19 protein-coding genes are annotated in these 16,337 nt (G+C 68.1%); 11 read left to right on the top strand and 8 right to left on the bottom strand.

What is annotated here, in order from left to right; all coding sequences use genetic code 11:
* Positions 1–40: 40 nt before the first annotated feature.
* Genes dapF through G6N53_RS15685 form a run of 4 tightly spaced genes read right to left on the bottom strand, consistent with a single transcriptional unit; the run spans position 41 to position 3,464 of the window.
* Positions 41–907, bottom strand: coding sequence for a diaminopimelate epimerase (dapF, locus tag G6N53_RS15700; protein ID WP_163889843.1), 867 nt, complete (start codon positions 905–907; stop codon positions 41–43).
* A 4-nt stretch (positions 908–911) separates the two neighbouring features.
* Complete coding sequence (miaA, locus tag G6N53_RS15695) at positions 912–1,838, bottom strand: tRNA (adenosine(37)-N6)-dimethylallyltransferase MiaA (RefSeq protein WP_163889841.1); 927 nt, start codon at positions 1,836–1,838, stop codon at positions 912–914.
* Complete coding sequence (locus G6N53_RS15690) at positions 1,835–2,530, bottom strand: class III extradiol ring-cleavage dioxygenase family protein (protein WP_163889839.1); 696 nt, start codon at positions 2,528–2,530, stop codon at positions 1,835–1,837. The genes miaA and G6N53_RS15690 overlap by 4 nt, the downstream gene beginning before the upstream one ends.
* A 58-nt stretch (positions 2,531–2,588) precedes the next feature.
* Positions 2,589–3,464 (bottom strand): DMT family transporter, encoded by an 876-nt coding sequence (locus G6N53_RS15685; protein WP_163889837.1) that lies wholly within the window; start codon positions 3,462–3,464, stop codon positions 2,589–2,591.
* Positions 3,465–3,685: 221 nt separating this feature from the next.
* Between G6N53_RS15685 and G6N53_RS15680 the strand changes: the two genes are divergently transcribed.
* Positions 3,686–5,059 carry a DUF349 domain-containing protein gene (locus G6N53_RS15680; RefSeq protein WP_163889835.1) on the top strand — a complete coding sequence of 458 codons (1,374 nt, stop codon included), beginning with the start codon at positions 3,686–3,688 and terminating at the stop codon, positions 5,057–5,059.
* On the opposite strand, the gene G6N53_RS15675 is transcribed toward G6N53_RS15680, so the two are convergent.
* Both G6N53_RS15675 and miaB read right to left on the bottom strand, forming a co-directional pair.
* Positions 5,056–5,673: an Rv2732c family membrane protein gene (locus tag G6N53_RS15675; RefSeq protein WP_370331925.1), complete on the bottom strand. Its 618-nt coding sequence runs from the start codon at positions 5,671–5,673 to the stop codon at positions 5,056–5,058. The genes G6N53_RS15680 and G6N53_RS15675 overlap by 4 nt on opposite strands.
* On the bottom strand, positions 5,661–7,103 hold the full coding sequence (gene miaB, locus G6N53_RS15670; protein WP_237166750.1) for a tRNA (N6-isopentenyl adenosine(37)-C2)-methylthiotransferase MiaB: 1,443 nt from the start codon (positions 7,101–7,103) through the stop codon (positions 5,661–5,663). The genes G6N53_RS15675 and miaB overlap by 13 nt, the downstream gene beginning before the upstream one ends.
* A gap of 249 nt (positions 7,104–7,352) precedes the next feature.
* Here miaB and G6N53_RS15665 point away from each other — a divergent pair, with 249 nt between their 5' ends.
* The 6 genes from G6N53_RS15665 to G6N53_RS15640 are packed head-to-tail and all read left to right on the top strand — an operon-like array spanning position 7,353 to position 11,298.
* Positions 7,353–8,081, top strand: a complete 729-nt coding sequence (locus tag G6N53_RS15665) for an amino acid ABC transporter ATP-binding protein (RefSeq protein WP_163895936.1) — start codon at positions 7,353–7,355, stop codon at positions 8,079–8,081.
* Positions 8,082–8,134: 53 nt separating this feature from the next.
* Positions 8,135–8,956: a glutamate ABC transporter substrate-binding protein gene (locus G6N53_RS15660; RefSeq protein ID WP_163889831.1), complete on the top strand. Its 822-nt coding sequence runs from the start codon at positions 8,135–8,137 to the stop codon at positions 8,954–8,956.
* A gap of 29 nt (positions 8,957–8,985) precedes the next feature.
* A complete protein-coding gene (locus G6N53_RS15655) occupies positions 8,986–9,669 on the top strand; it encodes an amino acid ABC transporter permease (RefSeq protein WP_163889829.1) in 684 nt (227 codons plus the stop codon).
* A gap of 22 nt (positions 9,670–9,691) precedes the next feature.
* Positions 9,692–10,582, top strand: coding sequence for an amino acid ABC transporter permease (locus G6N53_RS15650; RefSeq protein ID WP_163889827.1), 891 nt, complete (start codon positions 9,692–9,694; stop codon positions 10,580–10,582).
* 27 nt (positions 10,583–10,609) lie between these two features.
* Entirely contained in the window at positions 10,610–11,035 is a 426-nt protein-coding gene (locus G6N53_RS15645) for a DUF1622 domain-containing protein (RefSeq protein ID WP_163889825.1), read from the top strand.
* Positions 11,032–11,298 (top strand): hypothetical protein, encoded by a 267-nt coding sequence (locus tag G6N53_RS15640; protein ID WP_163889823.1) that lies wholly within the window; start codon positions 11,032–11,034, stop codon positions 11,296–11,298. The genes G6N53_RS15645 and G6N53_RS15640 overlap by 4 nt, the downstream gene beginning before the upstream one ends.
* Before the next feature lie 6 nt (positions 11,299–11,304).
* On the opposite strand, the gene recX is transcribed toward G6N53_RS15640, so the two are convergent.
* Together recX and recA are read right to left on the bottom strand one after the other, a co-directional pair.
* Complete coding sequence (gene recX / locus G6N53_RS15635; protein WP_163889821.1) at positions 11,305–11,853, bottom strand: recombination regulator RecX; 549 nt, start codon at positions 11,851–11,853, stop codon at positions 11,305–11,307.
* A complete protein-coding gene (gene recA, locus G6N53_RS15630; protein ID WP_163889819.1) occupies positions 11,822–12,874 on the bottom strand; it encodes a recombinase RecA in 1,053 nt (350 codons plus the stop codon). Before recA ends, recX begins: the two co-directional genes overlap by 32 nt.
* A 157-nt stretch (positions 12,875–13,031) precedes the next feature.
* Here recA and G6N53_RS15625 point away from each other — a divergent pair, with 157 nt between their 5' ends.
* The 4 genes from G6N53_RS15625 to G6N53_RS15610 all read left to right on the top strand — a co-directional run bounded on the left by G6N53_RS15625 (position 13,032) and on the right by G6N53_RS15610 (position 16,296).
* A complete protein-coding gene (locus G6N53_RS15625) occupies positions 13,032–13,928 on the top strand; it encodes an alpha/beta hydrolase (RefSeq protein WP_163889817.1) in 897 nt (298 codons plus the stop codon).
* A 76-nt stretch (positions 13,929–14,004) separates the two neighbouring features.
* Positions 14,005–14,334, top strand: a complete 330-nt coding sequence (locus tag G6N53_RS15620) for a hydrogenase maturation nickel metallochaperone HypA/HybF (RefSeq protein WP_163889815.1) — start codon at positions 14,005–14,007, stop codon at positions 14,332–14,334.
* 2 nt (positions 14,335–14,336) lie between these two features.
* Positions 14,337–15,152 (top strand): hydrogenase nickel incorporation protein HypB, encoded by an 816-nt coding sequence (hypB, locus tag G6N53_RS15615; RefSeq protein WP_163889813.1) that lies wholly within the window; start codon positions 14,337–14,339, stop codon positions 15,150–15,152.
* 88 nt (positions 15,153–15,240) lie between these two features.
* On the top strand, positions 15,241–16,296 hold the full coding sequence (locus G6N53_RS15610) for an NADH-quinone oxidoreductase subunit B family protein (protein WP_163889811.1): 1,056 nt from the start codon (positions 15,241–15,243) through the stop codon (positions 16,294–16,296).
* Positions 16,297–16,337 lie beyond the last annotated feature (41 nt).

Genomic DNA, 16,337 nt, shown 5'->3' with positions numbered 1-16,337 from the left:
TGGAGATGTTGCCCCTTTTGGGTGTGTTCGTGCATCTGAATTACTGCGCTCGCCACCACGTGTCGGACAGTTCGCCGGCGGCGACCAGGACCGAGGGACCCCGTAGGTAGCTGGCGCCCTCGGTGACGGTCACCGTGACTTCGCCTCCGGGGAGGCGTATCCGCAGGGTGCCGGTCGACAGGCCCTGGTGCTGCAGAGCGGCGTAGGCCGCGGCGACGGTTCCCGTGCCGCAGGATCGTGTTTCTCCCACCCCTCGTTCGTGCACCCGCATGGTCACCGCACCGTCGGCCGGGGCGGTCAGCACCTCGACATTGACCCCCTCCGGGAACTGCGCGGTGTCGAAGGTCACGGGGCCGGCGACGTCCAGTGCGGCGAGGTCGGCATCGGTCAGCGAGTCATCGACGCAGGCGAGGTGGGGGTTGCCGACGTCGACGGCCAGGCCGTTAAAGCGGCGCCCGCCGACCACCGCCGAACCGTTGCCGAGCGCGGTGGCCTTGCCCATGTCGACGGTGACGTCGGCCCGGATCGCATCGGCGGCGTGCAGTTCGACCGGGCGGGCACCGGCCCGCGAGCCCACGACGAACTCCCGCCGGGACTCCAGGCCCTCGGCCCGCAGGTAGTGGGCGAAGACCCGCACCCCGTTGCCACACATCTGCGCGATCGACCCGTCAGCGTTGCGGTAGTCCATGAACCAGTCCTCGGCCGCCACGCCCTCGGGCAGCTCGTCGAGCACCCCCGCCTCGCATGCGGCACCCGCGACGGTGACGCGTAACACCCCGTCGGCGCCGAGCCCGCGCCTGCGGTCACAGAGCGCAGCGACCGCGACCGGCGTCAACTCGATCGCGGCCTGCAGGTCGGGAATCAGCACGAAGTCGTTCTCCGTGCCGTGCCCCTTGGCGAACTTCACCAGCTCAGGATACGTCGCGCCACCGCTGCAGCGCCCGGTCGAGGTTTCCGGGGGCGGCGCCGTCCAGCCAGGTGATGCGGTGGTCGCGGCGGAACCACGACCGCTGCCTGCGCACGTAGCGACGGGTGCCGACGAACGTCGGCTCCCGGGCCGCGGAGCCGTCACCGCCTGCGTCGAGGTCCGCGATGACCTGTGCGTAGCCGAGCGCCCGGGACGCGGTGACACCGTCGCGCAGACCCCGGCCGAGCAGCGAGGTGACCTCGTCGACCAGGCCGTCGGCGAACATCTTGTCGGTCCGGTGTGCCAGACGCTGATCGAGAACCTCGGTGTCCCAATCCAGCCCGATGATGGCGGCATTCCACCGGGGGGCGCCGATCCGGGGGGCCGACGCCGCGAACGGTTCGCCGGTGAGCTCCACGACCTCCAGCGCGCGCACGATGCGGCGGCCGTCGGTGGGAAGGATCGCCTCGGCCGCTGCCGCGTCCACCCCGGACAGTTCGCGATGCAGTTGAGCCACCCCGACCTCGGCGAGGCGCCGCTCCCACCGCGCCCGCACGTACGGATCGGTGGCCGGAAACGTCCACTCGTCGAGCAGGGACTGGATGTAGAGCATCGACCCTCCGACCACGATCGGAAGGGCGCCGCGCGCGGCGATCGCCTCGATGTCGGCGGCCGCGTCCTGCTGATAGCGGGCGACGGTCGCGGTCTCGACGACATCGAGCACGTCGAGTTGATGATGCGGAATGCCCCGCCGTTGGGCGACCGTCAGCTTCGCGGTGCCGATGTCCATCCCGCGGTACAGCTGCATCGCGTCGGCGTTCACCACTTCGGCGGCGATCTCGGCACCGAGCGCCTCGGCGATGGCCAGTGCCAGGTCTGACTTGCCGGTGCCGGTCGGGCCCACGATCGCCAGTGGGCGCGGGGCGGTCACGGGTGCCAGAGGCCGACGAAGTAGCCGACACCGTACGGCGCTCCGCGGTAGAGCTCTTTCGCCGACGCGGGCGCCGGCTCGGTGAGCCCGGCCAGTACCTGGTAGGCGATGCGGCCGACGATGCGCTCGGGCAGCCGGGTCAGCGCGGCACAGTCACCCGCGGCCAGGGCCTCGTCGAGGACGGCCTGCACCGGTATCGAGTCCGGCTGGTAGCCGCCGGGCGCGGGTGGGCTCAGCGTGTTCGCGCCGTCGGCGACCACGAGCACTCCGATGGGATCGGCGGTGCTGTCGAGTTCCGTGCGCAGCTGCCTGCCGAAGTCCAGCGCGGTATCGAGATCGTGACCGCTGTCGTAGGCGCGCACCTGGGCACTGGCCGCCGGGGCGGCGAGTCCGCGCAGCCAGCCGGCGATCAACGCGCACAGCGGCAACCGGGCGGGCGCGGCGCCGAGGGCGACGGCCTCGGGCGACAGCCCCACCCGGACATCGACGCCGTAACCGGCGAACGTCCCGGCCGACTCGGGACCGGCGACCCGGTCCGACGATGCGGCGCCGATCCCCAGCCACCGCGGCGGCAGCGCCGCCGCCGCCGACAGTGCGGCGGCACGCAGGTCCGCGGTCTCGGAGGCGGCCGACCCGGCGAGTTGCGGAACCATCACCGGCGCCGACGGCACGATCGCGATAGTGCTCAGCACGCCGTCAAACCTAGCCCTCGGCCTGACAGTCAACCGGTCAGACCGACGGCCACCCGGGTCAGACGGGTTCCCGGGTGGCGGCTTCGCCGCGGGCCAGAGCGGCAGTGGCGGCCACCATCACCGCCACCGCGACGACGAGGGTGAACCACCCCGCCTCGCCCGGCCGCAGCGTCTCGCCGAGCACCACGACGCCGAGCACGCACGCGACGATCGGCTCGGTGACCGTCATCGTCGGCAACGACGCGGTCAGCGCCCCGGCCCGGAACGACGCCTGCTGCATGGCGGTGCCCGCCACCGCCACCAGGGCCCACGCGTAGAGCTCGGGGGTGAGCAGCAGCGCCTCGACACCGGTCCAGCTGGTCACGTCGAGGCGGTCCACCACGGACTTGGTCAGCACCGCGAACAACCCCCACAACGCCCCGGACACCACGGCGAGCAGCACCGCGCTGGCCGGGCCGGACCACAGCCTGGCGCCCAGCAGGCACAACGCCAGCACCGGCCCGAGTACAGCGGCCACGCCGAGCCAGGTCTCCAGTGAGGCGCGCGAGTCGCCGGCGGTCGGATTGCCGACGGTCACGATGACGATCACCGAGCCGGCGAGCAGCACCGCCCACACCCATTCCCACCGGGTGACCCGCCGGTGTGACTGCCGGGCGCTGATCGGCAACGCGAACAACAGCGCGGTCACCAGCACGGCCTGCACCAACAGCACCGAGCCCAGCCCCAGTGCCGCGGCTTGCAGCGCGAACCCGGCGCCGGCCACGCCACTGCCCAACCACCATCGGCGGTCGCGCAGCAGGGTCAAGAACAGCGTGAGGTGGCCGACGTTCTGATCGGTCACCTCGTGCGCGGAGCGCTGATGGATGACATCACCGACCGCGATGAAGAAAGCGGCGGCCAGGGCCAGCAGTGCAGCGATATCCGCCTTGGCCATCCACCACCTCCCGGGTTTTCGTCCCGAGCCTAGAGACCTGGCACGCCAAGCCATGGGCGCAGCGCCTGATGACCTGTTTCAATGGCTTCGGACGCTTAGGACGCTTCGGAGGCTTCGGACGCTTTGGAGACTTCGAGGGCTCCGACGCTGAGTCAGCTGGTAGGCGCCGCGTAGCGCGGCAGGTGCGCGGGTGTCCGCGCGGAGGGCACGAGGTAACGGATATGACGATCACCGAGCCGGGCGGTTCCCAGGAGTTCGAGCACGACGCCCCCAAACCCAAGCCGGGGCCTGTCCGGCCGGGACCGGGCTCGATGGGCCCCCGGCCTGGTGCGATACGGCCGGGGCCGGTCGCCCCGCCCAAAGTCACGACGGTCAGCCCGGTCCCGGCAAGCGATCCCCACCGCTTCGGACGGGTCGACCCCGACGGCACGGTGTGGCTGCTCACCGCTGCGGGCGAGCGCAGGATCGGGTCCTGGCAGGCCGGTGACACCGAAGCCGCCTACGAGCATTTCGGTCGCCGCTTCGATGATCTGCACACCGAGGTGATGCTCCTGGAGCAGCGGCTGGCGTCGGGATCCGGCGAGGCCCGCAAGATCCGCTCTGCCGCGACCACCCTCGCAGAGAGCCTTCCGGAGGCCCACGTGCTGGGTGACGTCGACTCCCTGGCCGCGCGGCTGCAGGCGATCGTCGAGCACGCCGAGAGCGCCACGGCCCAGGAGAAGGCCAGACGCGAACAGGCCCGTGCCGAGCACACCGCCCGGAAAGAGGCGCTGGCCGCCGAGGCAGAGGAGCTCGCGGCCAACTCGGTGCAGTGGAAAGCCACCGGCGACCGGTTGCGGGCCATCCTCGACGAGTGGAAGACCATCACCGGCCTGGACCGAAAGACCGACGACGCGTTGTGGAAGCGCTACTCGACGGCCCGCGAGACGTTCAATCGCCGCCGTGGTTCGCACTTCGCCGAACTGGACCGGGAGCGCGTCGGCGCCAAGCAGGCCAAGGAAGCGCTGTGCGTGCGCGCGGAGGAACTGTGCGACTCCACCGACTGGGGTCCGACGTCGGCGACCTTCCGCGAGCTGCTCACCGAGTGGAAAGCGGCGGGTCGTGCCGCCAAGGACGTCGACGACGCGTTGTGGCACCGGTTCAAGTCCGCCCAGGACAAGTTCTTCTCCGCCCGCAATGCGGCCAACGCCGAACGCGACGCCGAATTCCGCGCCAACGCCGCGGCCAAGGAGGCGTTGCTCGCCGAGGCGGAGAAGCTCGACAGTTCGGACCCGGACGCGGCGCGGGCAGCGCTGCGTGCCATCGGGGACAAGTGGGACGCCATCGGCAAGGTTCCGCGGGAACGCAGCGCAGACCTGGAGCGGCGGTTGCGCGCGGTGGAGAAGAAGATTCGTGACACCCCGACCGGCGGCGTGGACCCCGAGGCACAGGCGCGGGCAGACCAGTTCCGGGTACGTGCCGAGCAGTTCGAACGCCAGGCGGAGAAGGCCGCGGCCGCCGGCCGCAGCAAGGATGCCGAGCAGGCCAGGGCCAGCGCCGAGCAGTGGCGGCAGTGGGCCGACGCGGCCGCTGACGCGCTGACCAAGAAGCGCTAGCCGCGGTCCGGGTTCTCTGGGCCGGCCTGCCCGTCGCCGCCGAAGTCGTCGAGCAGGCCCCGGTTCTGACGGTCGGCGGCCATCCGGCGGCGATCCTCTTCGGTAGCCAGCTGCAGCGCTGTGCGGGTCAACACCACCCGTGCCCAGTTGTAGGCGAGCACGATCACGGCCAGCCACGCCACGACCAGTCCGATCCCGGGGCCGGGGTACGGCTCGGGCGCGGTCTGACGCGACCACACCGCCAGCAGGCCCACGAAGGACGCGACCGTCGACCCGGCCAGCGCGACCCATGCCAGCGCCCACCGGCGGGCCACCAACGCCAGCATCGAGAAACCGACGCCGAAGACCAGCACGAACCACGTGAACACCCGCGACGGCAACGCGACGCCGTCGCTGACGGCCGCGTCGGACCCGATCAGCGCGTCGAGTCCCCTGGCGCCTCCGGTGTGCGGCAGCAACATCGTCACCATCAGGATGAACACCAGCACGGCGATGACCAATGCCCGGGCACCGGGATCGATCTCGCGTGCGACTCGCCGCTCGGCGGCTTCAAGGTCACCCTTGAAGGCCTCGAACTCGGGTCCGCCTCGGGGTTCTGCGCTCATCGTGCACATCCGGTCGTCGTGGCCGTGGCGGCGGGCGGACCGACACCGGGCATCCCGAGCCCGGTTCCGGTGCGGGGCTTCTCCCCCGCGGCATGGGCGTCACCCGCCCGGGTGCGGCGATACTCGATCACACCGGCGTCGGCGATCAGATGGTGCGGGGCGGCGCCGGTGACCGTGGTGACGACGATGTCGCCCGGACGGACCCGGGCCACGTCGCCCGCGGCGAAGTGCACCAGCCTTCCGTCGCGCGCCCGGCCCGACATCCGGGCGGTGCTGGCGTCTTTACGGCCCTCGCCGGTGGCCACCAGCACCTCGACGGTCCGGCCGATCTGAGCGGTGTTCTCCTCCAGCGAGATCCGCTCCTGCAGTTCGATCAGTCGTTGATAGCGCTCGGAGACAACGTCTTTGGGGATCTGCCCCTCGAGATCGGCGGCGGGGGTGCCGGGCCGCTTGGAGTACTGGAAGGTGAACGCACTGGAGAACCGCGCCGCGGCCACCACGTCGAGCGTGGCCTGGAAATCCGCTTCGGTCTCACCGGGAAATCCGACGATCACGTCGGTGGTGATCGCCGCATGGGGGATCGCGGACCGGACCCGTTCGATGATGCCCAGGTACTTCTCTGCGCGGTAGGACCGCCGCATCGCCCGCAGCACGGTGTCCGAACCCGACTGCAGCGGCATGTGCAGGGTCGGGCACACGTTGGGCGTCTCGGCCATCGCCTCGATGACGTCGTCGGTGAATTCCGCCGGGTGCGGCGAGGTGAAGCGAACCCGCTCCAGTCCGTCGATCCGTCCACAGGCGCGCAGCAACTTGGCGAACGCGCCCCGGTCACGGGGTTGGCCCGGGTCGGCGAACGACACACCGTAGGCGTTGACATTCTGGCCCAGCAGCGTGATCTCCAGCACACCCTGGTCGACCAGGGATTGCACTTCGGCGAGCACGTCATCGGGCCGGCGGTCGACTTCTCTGCCCCGCAGCGCCGGGACGATGCAGAACGTACAGGTGTTGTTGCAGCCGACCGAGATCGAAACCCATGCGGCATAACAGGATTCGCGACTGGCGGGAAGCGCCGAGGGGAATTCGCGCAGCGACTCTTCGATTTCGACCTGCGCCACCCGGTTGTGCCGGGCACGGTCCAGCAGAGCGGGCAGCGAACCGATGTTGTGGGTGCCGAACACGACGTCCACATACGGGGCTTTGCGCAGCACCGTGTCCCGGTCCTTCTGGGCCAGGCATCCGCCGACAGCGATCTGCATGTGCGGGTCAGCCTGCTTGCGGGGCGCGAGATGGCTCAGGTTGCCGTACAGCTTGTTGTCGGCGTTCTCGCGGACCGCGCAGGTGTTGAACACCACGACGTCGGCGTCGATGCCGTCGTCGGCGCGCCGGTACCCGGCCGCTTCGAGCAGCCCGGCGAGCCGTTCCGAGTCGTGCACGTTCATCTGGCAGCCATAGGTTCGCACCTGGTAGGTGCGAGTGGCGCGACCGGTACGGCGATCAGGAAGGGCCCCGTTCGCCAGCTGCGTCACCGTGGAAGTCACGGCCCCATCCTACGGCCGGCCATCGGCACGCTGAACCGCCGCGGGGACGCGCGCCCACCCGCGGCGATCCGGGCGGATTGCCGAGTTCCGGGCAAGCTGAGCATTCCCTGGGTAAGGTCAGCACCCATGGAGAGCGCCCCTGCTGTGCCGATGATCTCGATGAAGTCGGTCAACAAGCATTTCGGCGAGCTCCACGTCCTGCAGGACATCAACCTCGAGGTGGCCAAAGGGCAGGTCGTCGTCGTGCTGGGGCCGTCCGGCTCCGGCAAGTCCACGTTGTGCCGAACCATCAACCGTTTGGAGACCATCGATTCGGGCACCATCGCCATCGACGGCACAGTGCTGCCGGACGAGGGCCGCAAGCTGGCGCAGTTGCGGTCCGATGTCGGCATGGTGTTCCAGTCGTTCAACCTGTTCGCGCACAAGACAATTGTCGAGAACGTGATGCTGGCACCGATGAAGGTCCGCAAGACGCCCAAGGCCGCGGCACGAGAGAAGGCCATGAGCCTGCTCGAGCGGGTCGGGATCGCCAACCAGGCCGACAAGTACCCGGCTCAGCTGTCCGGCGGTCAGCAGCAGCGGGTCGCGATCGCCCGCTCGCTGGCGATGGACCCGAAGGTGATGCTGTTCGACGAGCCGACCAGTGCGCTGGATCCGGAGATGATCAACGAGGTGCTGTCGGTGATGGTCGCGCTGGCCACCGAGGGGATGACGATGCTTGTCGTCACCCACGAGATGGGATTCGCACGACGGGCCGCCAACCGCGTGGTGTTCATGTCCGACGGCGCGATCCTGGAGGACGCAGAGCCCGTGCAGTTCTTCGACCACCCCGAGACCGAACGTGCCAAGGACTTCCTCGGCAAGATCCTGCACCACTGACCACCGCTTCAACACCATCCGCCCCGGCGAAAGGAACACCGAGAATGGTTGCCATGTCTCAGATATCACTGTCCAAGCGAGTCTTGGGCGCAGTCGCACTCGCGGTCACACTCCCGCTGGTCGCGACCGCGTGCGGTGGCGGTGGCGGCGGTGACAGCGACAACATCGTCATCGGCACCAAGTTCGACCAGCCCGGTCTCGGCATGCAGAACCCCGACGGCACGATGAGCGGCTTCGACGTCGACGTGGCGACCTACGTCGCCGGCGAGCTGGGCTACACCCCCGAGCAGATCGAATGGAAGGAAGCCCCGTCGGCGCAGCGGGAGAACCTGATCCAGAACGGTCAGGTCGACTTCATCGCCGCCACCTACTCGATCACCGACTCCCGCAAGGAGAAGGTCGCGTTCGCCGGTCCCTACCTGATCACCGGGCAGAGCCTGCTGGTGCGGTCGGACAGCAACGACATCACCGGGGCGGCGTCGCTGGAGAACAACAAGATTCTCTGCTCGGTGTCGGGCTCGACGCCGGCGCAGAAGATCAAGGACGAGTACCCGGGCGTGCAGCTGCAGCAGTACGACACCTACTCGGCCTGCATCGAGGCCCTCAAGAACGGCGCGGTGGACGCCGTGACGACCGACGAGGTGATCCTCGCCGGATACGCCGCACAGTCGCCCGGCGCCTTCAAGATCGTCGGTGAGCAGTTCTCCGAGGAGCGCTACGGCATCGGCCTGAAGAAGGACGACGCCGAGATGCGCACCCAGATCAACGACGCGTTGACGAAAATGGAGGAAAGCGGCGCCTGGAAAGAGGCGTTCGACAAGAACCTCGGCCCCGCGGGCATCACCGCGCCGGCTCCGCCGCCGCTCGACAACTGAGGTCGGCTGGGTAACCAGGGGATTCTTCAGTGGAGGTTTTCACCGAGTATCGCGAAGAGATCTTCGGCGCGTTCTGGACGACGATCCAGCTGACGGTGTTCTCCGCGATCGGTGCGCTGGTCATCGGCACGGTGCTGGCCGCGATGCGGCTGGCGCCGGTGCCGATGCTCAATTGGATCGGCACGACTTACGTCAACACCGTGCGAAACACCCCACTGACGCTGATCATCCTGTTCTGCTCGTTCGGGTTGGCGCAGACGCTGGGCGTCACGCTGGCCGGCCGGCAGTCGCCGACGTTCATCGAGGACAGCAGCTTCCGGCTGGCGATGCTCGGGTTGACCGTCTACACCGCGGCGTTCGTGTGTGAGACCGTTCGTTCCGGGGTCAACACGGTGCCGCTCGGTCAGGCCGAGGCCGCCAGGTCCCTTGGCCTGACCTTCGGGCAGAACCTGTCGATCGTGTTGCTGCCGCAGGCTTTCCGCGCTGTCATCATCCCGATGGGGTCGGTGTTGATCGCCCTGACGAAGAACACCACGATCGCGTCGGCCATCGGCGTGGCCGAGGCGGCGTTGCTGATGAAGGAAATGATCGAGAACACCGCGGCGGTGCTGGTGGTCGGCGGGATCTTCGCGCTCGGGTTCGTCATCCTGACGCTGCCGTTGGGGTTGTTCTTCGGCTGGCTGGGCAAACGGATGGCGGTGTCGCAGGCATGATGGGCGCTGCAGCGACGAACGGATGGACACGGTGAGCGGCGCGTCGGTTCTCTTCGATGCACCCGGACCGCGCGCCCGGGTGCGCAATCACATCATCAGTGCGGTCACCGCGGTCATCGTCCTCGCGGTGGCGTGGGCCGTGTACACGCGGCTGAACGCCAACGGGCAGCTCACCGCCGCGAAGTGGGAACCGTTCCTGACGGCCAACCTGTGGACCACCTACGTCCTGCCGGGGGTCCGGGGCACGCTCACGGCGGCGGCGGTATCGATCGCTCTGGCGCTGGTGTTGGGCTTCCTGCTCGGCGTCGGCCGGATGTCGAAGCACACCGGCATCCGCTGGGCATCGTCGGTGTTCGTCGAGTTCTTCCGCGCGGTGCCGGTGCTGATCATGATGATCTTCGCCTACTTCCTGTACGCGTTCTACGGCGTCTTCCAGTCCCAGTACCTGGCTCTGGCCGGCGTCATCACCGGCCTGACGCTCTACAACGGTGCCGTCATCGCCGAGATCGTCCGCGCCGGGGTGCGCGCGCTGCCCCGCGGGCAGGGTGAGGCGGCCTCGGCGCTGGGGTTGACGTCCGGGCAGACGATGCGGGCGATCCTGCTCCCCCAGGCGGTCACGTCGATGCTGCCGGTGCTGATCTCGCAACTGGTGGTGGTCCTCAAGGACACCGCGATCGGCTACCAGATCACGTTCGTCGAGATGGTGCGCCAGGGCACCGTCGTCGGTTCGTCCTACGGCAACTACATTCCGGCGTTGATCGTCATCGCCGTGCTGATGATCAGCGTCAACTTCGCCTTGTCGTGGTTCGCGACCTGGCTGGAGAAGCGCATGCGAAGAGCGCGGCGTGGCGGCGCGGCGCTCGACCCCGATGAGATCGAACAGGAGGGCGTGCCCGGTGCGAAGGTCGAGTGACCCTCGCCGTGTGCACCCGAACCTGCGATGATCCAGTCTTTCCACGCGTTCGAGGTGCTGCCCGAGTCGGCGCTGCGCGACATGGTCGACCTGATGGTGCGCCTCATCGAGGGCTGCGGCGCGATCGTCATCATGATCGGGGCGATCGTCGCCATCACGAAGTTCGCCATCGCGCTGGCACGGCGTGACATCAACCAGTTCTCGGCGGTGCGGCTGTCGCTGGCCCGGTTCCTGGTGCTGGGCCTGGAATTCCAGCTGGCCGCCGACGTGCTGCGGACAGCGATCTCGCCGTCGTTCGAGGAGATCGGCAAGCTGGCGGCGATCGCGGCCATCCGGACGATCCTGAACTACTTCCTCAACCGTGAGATCGCCCAGGAGCAGCGCGAAATCGAGCTGGCCCGGTCACGTTCCGGGTCTCCGCGCCCGACCACGGAACCACCCCCGGCTCGATGAGCCCGATCATCACCGCGTCCTGGTGCCTTGCTCTTGCCGGAATCCTGCTCGGCTTCGGGGCCCTGGCGGTGTTCGGCCGACCGTTGGTCGCGCTGCGCGCGATGGTGGACCTGTTCGTCGCCGCAGGGCTGCTGCGGTTGAGCGCCGACCTGTCCTGGGCGGCAATCGCGTCCACCGTCGCCGTGATCGCGGTGCGGTTGATACTCACTCGGAGTCTGACATCCGATATCGGCACCGCTGCGCGTAGCGTCCATGCCGGTTAGGCGGCACTACACCCTGCGACGTTCCCTCTCGTTCGCCAATTCCGCGGTCACCACGTCCACGGCCATCGACTGCCCGTATCCACGACGAGCGAGCATCCCGACAAGCCGGCGTATCACCTTGTTCTCCGCATCCCTGTCCTCGGGGTCGCCGAGCTTTTCCCGCCGCAGCTTGTCCCGCACCAGTTCCTCGGCACGGGTCCGCTCGGCGCCCGCGTCGATGCCGGCCAGCGCGGCGGTGATCACCTCGTTGTCGACGCCCTTGGTGCGCAACTCGGCAGCCAACGCCCGCTTGCCCTTGCCGGCGTTGATCCGCCGGGAACGCACCCACTGCTCGGCGAAGTCCTCGTCATCGACCAGCCCCACGTCGGCCAGCCTGTCGAGCACCTGCGCACTCACGTCGTCGGGATAACCCCGCTTCTGCAGCTGCCCGGCCAACTCGGCCCGGGTACGTGCCCGCACGGTGAGCAGGCGCAGGCACAGCGACCTGGCCTGCTCTTCCCGTGACGGCGACTCTGCCGGCGACTCAGAAGTCGACGGGGGTGGGAAGCGCGTCATCAGCCACTGCATCGTCAGTCACCACGGCGCCGATGCCGAGCTTCTCCTTGATCTTCTTCTCGATCTCGGCGGCGATCTCGGGGTTCTCGATCATGAAGTTGCGGGCGTTTTCCTTGCCCTGGCCAAGTTGCTCACCCTCATAGGTGAACCACGACCCGGACTTGCGGATGAAGCCCTGCTCGACCCCCATGTCGATGAGCGAGCCCTCCTTGGAGATGCCCTTGCCGTAGAGGATGTCGAACTCGGCCTGCTTGAACGGCGGCGACACCTTGTTCTTGACGATCTTGACCCGGGTGCGGTTGCCGACCGCATCGGTGCCGTCCTTGAGGGTCTCGATACGGCGCACGTCCAGGCGTACGGACGAATAGAACTTCAAAGCCTTTCCGCCCGTGGTCGTTTCGGGACTCCCGAACATCACTCCGATCTTCTCGCGGAGCTGGTTGATGAAGATGGCGGTGGTACCCGAGTTGCTCAGCGCTCCGGTGATCTTGCGGAGCGCCTGGCTCATCAGCCGAGCCTGCAGACCGACGTGACTGTCGCCCATCTCACCCTCGATCTCGGCCCGCGGAACCAGTGCGGCGACGGAGTCGATGACCAGGATGTCCAGGGCGCCGGACCGGATGAGCATGTCGGCGATCTCCAGCGCCTGCTCACCGGTGTCCGGCTGGGACACCAGCAGAGCGTCTGTGTCGACGCCCAGCTTCTTGGCGTAATCGGGATCAAGCGCGTGCTCGGCGTCGATGAACGCCGCGATCCCGCCCGCGGCCTGCGCATTGGCGACAGCGTGCAGCGCCACGGTGGTCTTACCGGAGGACTCCGGTCCGTAGATCTCGATGACCCGGCCGCGCGGCAGTCCACCGATGCCCAGTGCGACGTCGAGCGCGATCGACCCCGTCGGAATGACCGATATCGGCTGGCGGACCTCGTCGCCGAGCCGCATCACCGAACCCTTGCCGTGACTCTTCTCGATTTGGGCGAGAGCCAGCTCGAGGGCCTTCTCGCGGTCGGGCGCTTGCGCCATGGTGATACCTCTTCCGGTAGTCGTTGTTGACCGGTTCTCGGTCGGTTGGCCGTGACGTTAGATCAGGGCACCGACAAGTCACTGCGTCGAACGCTCCCCACAGTAGACGAACAGGTGTTCGATTCAAGCAGACACGCCGACGGACTACGTTGTCGGCATGACGGCAGCACAGGACGTCCGGATCCCTAGCCGCGGCGAGCAGCTCGCCGCCTACCTCTACCGGCCGCAAGACCAGGGCCGATCCCCCTGCATCGTCATGGCCCACGGTTTCTGCGGCACCCGCGACGACGGGCTGCCTCCGTACGCCGAGGCGTTCCGTGACGCCGGGTACGTCGTGGTGCTGTTCGACTACCGGCACTTCGGCGCCTCGACCGGCCAGCCTCGCCAGCTGCTCGACATCCACCGCCAGCAGCAGGACTACCACGCCGTCGTCGAATGGGCGCGCCGTCAGGACGGCATGGACCCGGATCGGATCGTGGTGTGGGGATCGTCGTTCAGCGGTGGCCATGTGCTGGCCGTCGCCGCCGACGATCCCCGGATCGCAGCGGTGATCTCGCAGGCTCCTTTCACAGACTCCATCGCCGCCCTGCGGCAGGTGCCGCCACGAACCTCGGCGGCGCTCACCGTCGCCGCGGTGCGGGATCAACTGGGCGCCTGGCGCGGGCGCCCTCCCCGGCTGGCGCCCGCCGTTGGCGACCCGGGCACCGTCGCCGCCATGACCTCCCCCGGCACCAAGCCCGGCTATGAAGCCATCGTGGGCGGGGATTCACTGTGGCGCAACGCGTTCGCAACACGACTGATGCTGCATTTCCCGTTCTACCGGCCCGGGCGCAAGACCTCGCGGCTCCGGATGCCACTGCTGGTGTGCGTCTGTGACAACGACACCACCACGCCACCGGGTCCCACGGCGAAGGCCGCGCACCGGGCGCCACTCGGCGAACTGCGCCGGTACCCCTACGACCACTTCGACATCTACTCAGACCCGCAGGTCAAGACCGACCAGATCGACTTCCTGCGCCGGGTGCTGGCGAGCGGTGGGCCGCGTAGCGCTTGACGGGCCATGGGCCGATTCGTGGACACCCGGCCGGAGACCGGCCTATCGTGGGTTCACCCGGCCAGAACGGGGTGACATGCACGAAATGGCGATCACGCAGAGCGTCGTCGAGGCAGTATGCGAGCACGCCGCCGGGCGACGCGTCCACAGCGTCAAACTCGAAGTCGGCGCACTGTGCGCGATCGTGCCGGAGGCGATGGAGTTCTGTTTCGGCCTCGCGGTCGAGGGAACCGTCGCCGACGGCGCCATCCTCGAGGTCGACGTCCGGCCCGGGGCCGCGCAGTGCCGAAGCTGTGCCACCCGTTTCGAACTGAGCGATCCGATCCTGTTGTGCCCCTGCGGCAGTGCCGACGTCGAGGTGCTCGAAGGCCGGGACCTGCGGATCCTGTCGATGGAAGTGAGCTGACCATGTGCGCTACCTGTGGCTGCGGCGCAGACGAGGCCGTCATCACGTTGGCCGGCCACCACCATCCGCATGACCATCCGCACGACCATGACCATCCGCACGACCACGTCCACACCGAGACGATCACCCTCGAGCAGAAGGTCCTGGCGAAGAACGATCTGGTCGCCGAGGAGAATCGCCGGCGGTTGGCCGACCGCGACATCCTCGCGCTCAACATGACGAGCTCGCCCGGCGCGGGAAAGACCACCCTGCTCGAACGCACAATCCGCGATCTCGGGGGACAACGCCCGATTGCGGTCATCGAGGGTGACCAGGAGACGCTGCTCGACGCGAACCGGATCCGGGACGCCGGCGCCCGTGCGGTCCAGATCAACACCGGGGCGGGCTGCCACCTGGACGCCGACATGGTGCGGCGCGCCCTCGACACCCTCGACCCGGAACCCGGTTCGCTGTTGTTCATCGAGAACGTGGGTAATCTCGTCTGCCCCGCGATGTTCGACCTCGGGGAGAACAGCAAGGTCGTCGTGATCTCGGTGACCGAGGGCGCGGACAAGCCGCTGAAGTACCCCCACATGTTCGCCGCCGCGGGATTGGTCGTCGTCAACAAAACAGACCTGCTGCCGTATGTGGACTTCGATCTCGAGGCGTGCGCCGGCTATGCGCGGTCGCTGAACCCCGGCGTCAATATTCTGCCGCTGTCCGCGACCACAGGTGCTGGTGTCGCCGACTGGTACGCCTGGGTCGGACTATTGGCGAACCGACCCCAAACCGGGCAGATGTCACTGCATTCCGTTGACAAGACAAACTCGCCGGAGTAGACCCAAGAGTTAGCGCCACACAAGCGGGCCGAGGGTCGACTCCTTTGGCGCAGGGCTCCCCAGCCCGGAGCTCGGAAAGCTGTGACACATGCCGACAGAGGCTGCAGTCAAAGCGGAAGAGGCACTGATCCACGTGCTGTGGATCAATGCCGGATTGAGTTGCGACGGCGATTCTGTGGCGTTGACTGCCGCCACCCAACCCAGCATCGAGGAGATCGCCCTGGGCGCCCTCCCCGGGCTACCCAAGATCGCCGTGCACTGGCCACTCATCGATTTCGAGTGTGGCCCGAACGGAGGTGCTGACGACTTCCTCGAATGGTTCTTCAAAGCAGACAGAGGCGAACTGGAACCGTTCGTGTTGGTCGTCGAGGGATCGATCCCCAACGAGCAGCTTCACGACGAAGGATACTGGTGCGGTTTCGGCAACGACCCGGCGACGGGACAGCCGATGACGACCAGCGAGTGGCTCGACCGGCTCGCACCCAAGGCGACCGCGATCGTCGCCGTCGGCACCTGCGCCACCTACGGCGGAATCCATGCGATGGCGGGCAATCCGACCGGAGCCATGGGGGTCCCCGACTATCTCGGATGGGACTGGAAGAGCAAGGCCGGCATCCCCATCGTGTGCGTGCCCGGCTGTCCGATTCACCCGGACAACCTTTCGGAGACCCTGACGTACCTGCTGTACATGGCGACCGACCAGGCACCGATGATCCCGCTGGACGAGGCACTCCGGCCGCAGTGGCTGTTCGGTCAGACTGTTCATGAGGGGTGCGACCGCGCCGGCTACTACGAACAGGGCGACTTCGCCACCGAATACGGCTCGCCGAAATGCATTGTGAAGCTTGGCTGCTGGGGTCCGGTCGTCAAGTGCAACGTGCCCAAACGCGGCTGGATCAACGGCATCGGCGGCTGTCCGAACGTGGGCGGGATCTGCATCGGGTGCACCATGCCCGGCTTCCCGGACAAGTTCATGCCCTTCATGGACGAGCCGCCCGGCGGCAAGGTGTCGACGGCGGCATCCGGCCTGTACGGCTCGGTCATCCGCAGCCTGCGCCAGATCACCGGCAAAACGGTGGACAAAGAGCCCAAGTGGCGCCACCCCGGGCCGAAACTCGAAAGCGGAGCGACTCGCACCTGGTAGCGGCCGCGCCCCGGGCGTCCTCGGCGGCGCCGGGTGTCGAA

The sequence above is a fragment of the Mycolicibacterium hippocampi genome (assembly GCF_010723735.1).
GTDB lineage: Bacteria > Actinomycetota > Actinomycetes > Mycobacteriales > Mycobacteriaceae > Mycobacterium > Mycobacterium hippocampi.
This window is presented reverse-complemented; position numbering and strand designations above follow the sequence as displayed.

What these genes read in the sequence shown, in the direction of transcription:
- G6N53_RS15685 (WP_163889837.1), bottom strand. Translation starts at nt 3,464, where the DNA reads ATGGCCAAGGCGGATATCGCTGCACTGCTGGCCCTGGCCGCCGCTTTC.
- G6N53_RS15680 (WP_163889835.1), top strand. Translation starts at nt 3,686, where the DNA reads ATGACGATCACCGAGCCGGGCGGTTCCCAGGAGTTCGAGCACGACGCC.
- G6N53_RS15675 (WP_370331925.1), bottom strand. Translation starts at nt 5,673, where the DNA reads ATGTGCACGATGAGCGCAGAACCCCGAGGCGGACCCGAGTTCGAGGCC.
- miaB (WP_237166750.1), bottom strand. Translation starts at nt 7,103, where the DNA reads ATGAACGTGCACGACTCGGAACGGCTCGCCGGGCTGCTCGAAGCGGCC.
- G6N53_RS15665 (WP_163895936.1), top strand. Translation starts at nt 7,353, where the DNA reads ATGATCTCGATGAAGTCGGTCAACAAGCATTTCGGCGAGCTCCACGTC.
- G6N53_RS15660 (WP_163889831.1), top strand. Translation starts at nt 8,135, where the DNA reads ATGTCTCAGATATCACTGTCCAAGCGAGTCTTGGGCGCAGTCGCACTC.
- G6N53_RS15650 (WP_163889827.1), top strand. Translation starts at nt 9,692, where the DNA reads ATGGACACGGTGAGCGGCGCGTCGGTTCTCTTCGATGCACCCGGACCG.
- G6N53_RS15645 (WP_163889825.1), top strand. Translation starts at nt 10,610, where the DNA reads ATGATCCAGTCTTTCCACGCGTTCGAGGTGCTGCCCGAGTCGGCGCTG.
- G6N53_RS15640 (WP_163889823.1), top strand. Translation starts at nt 11,032, where the DNA reads ATGAGCCCGATCATCACCGCGTCCTGGTGCCTTGCTCTTGCCGGAATC.
- recX (WP_163889821.1), bottom strand. Translation starts at nt 11,853, where the DNA reads ATGACGCGCTTCCCACCCCCGTCGACTTCTGAGTCGCCGGCAGAGTCG.
- recA (WP_163889819.1), bottom strand. Translation starts at nt 12,874, where the DNA reads ATGGCGCAAGCGCCCGACCGCGAGAAGGCCCTCGAGCTGGCTCTCGCC.
- G6N53_RS15625 (WP_163889817.1), top strand. Translation starts at nt 13,032, where the DNA reads ATGACGGCAGCACAGGACGTCCGGATCCCTAGCCGCGGCGAGCAGCTC.
- G6N53_RS15620 (WP_163889815.1), top strand. Translation starts at nt 14,005, where the DNA reads ATGCACGAAATGGCGATCACGCAGAGCGTCGTCGAGGCAGTATGCGAG.
- hypB (WP_163889813.1), top strand. Translation starts at nt 14,337, where the DNA reads ATGTGCGCTACCTGTGGCTGCGGCGCAGACGAGGCCGTCATCACGTTG.
- G6N53_RS15610 (WP_163889811.1), top strand. Translation starts at nt 15,241, where the DNA reads ATGCCGACAGAGGCTGCAGTCAAAGCGGAAGAGGCACTGATCCACGTG.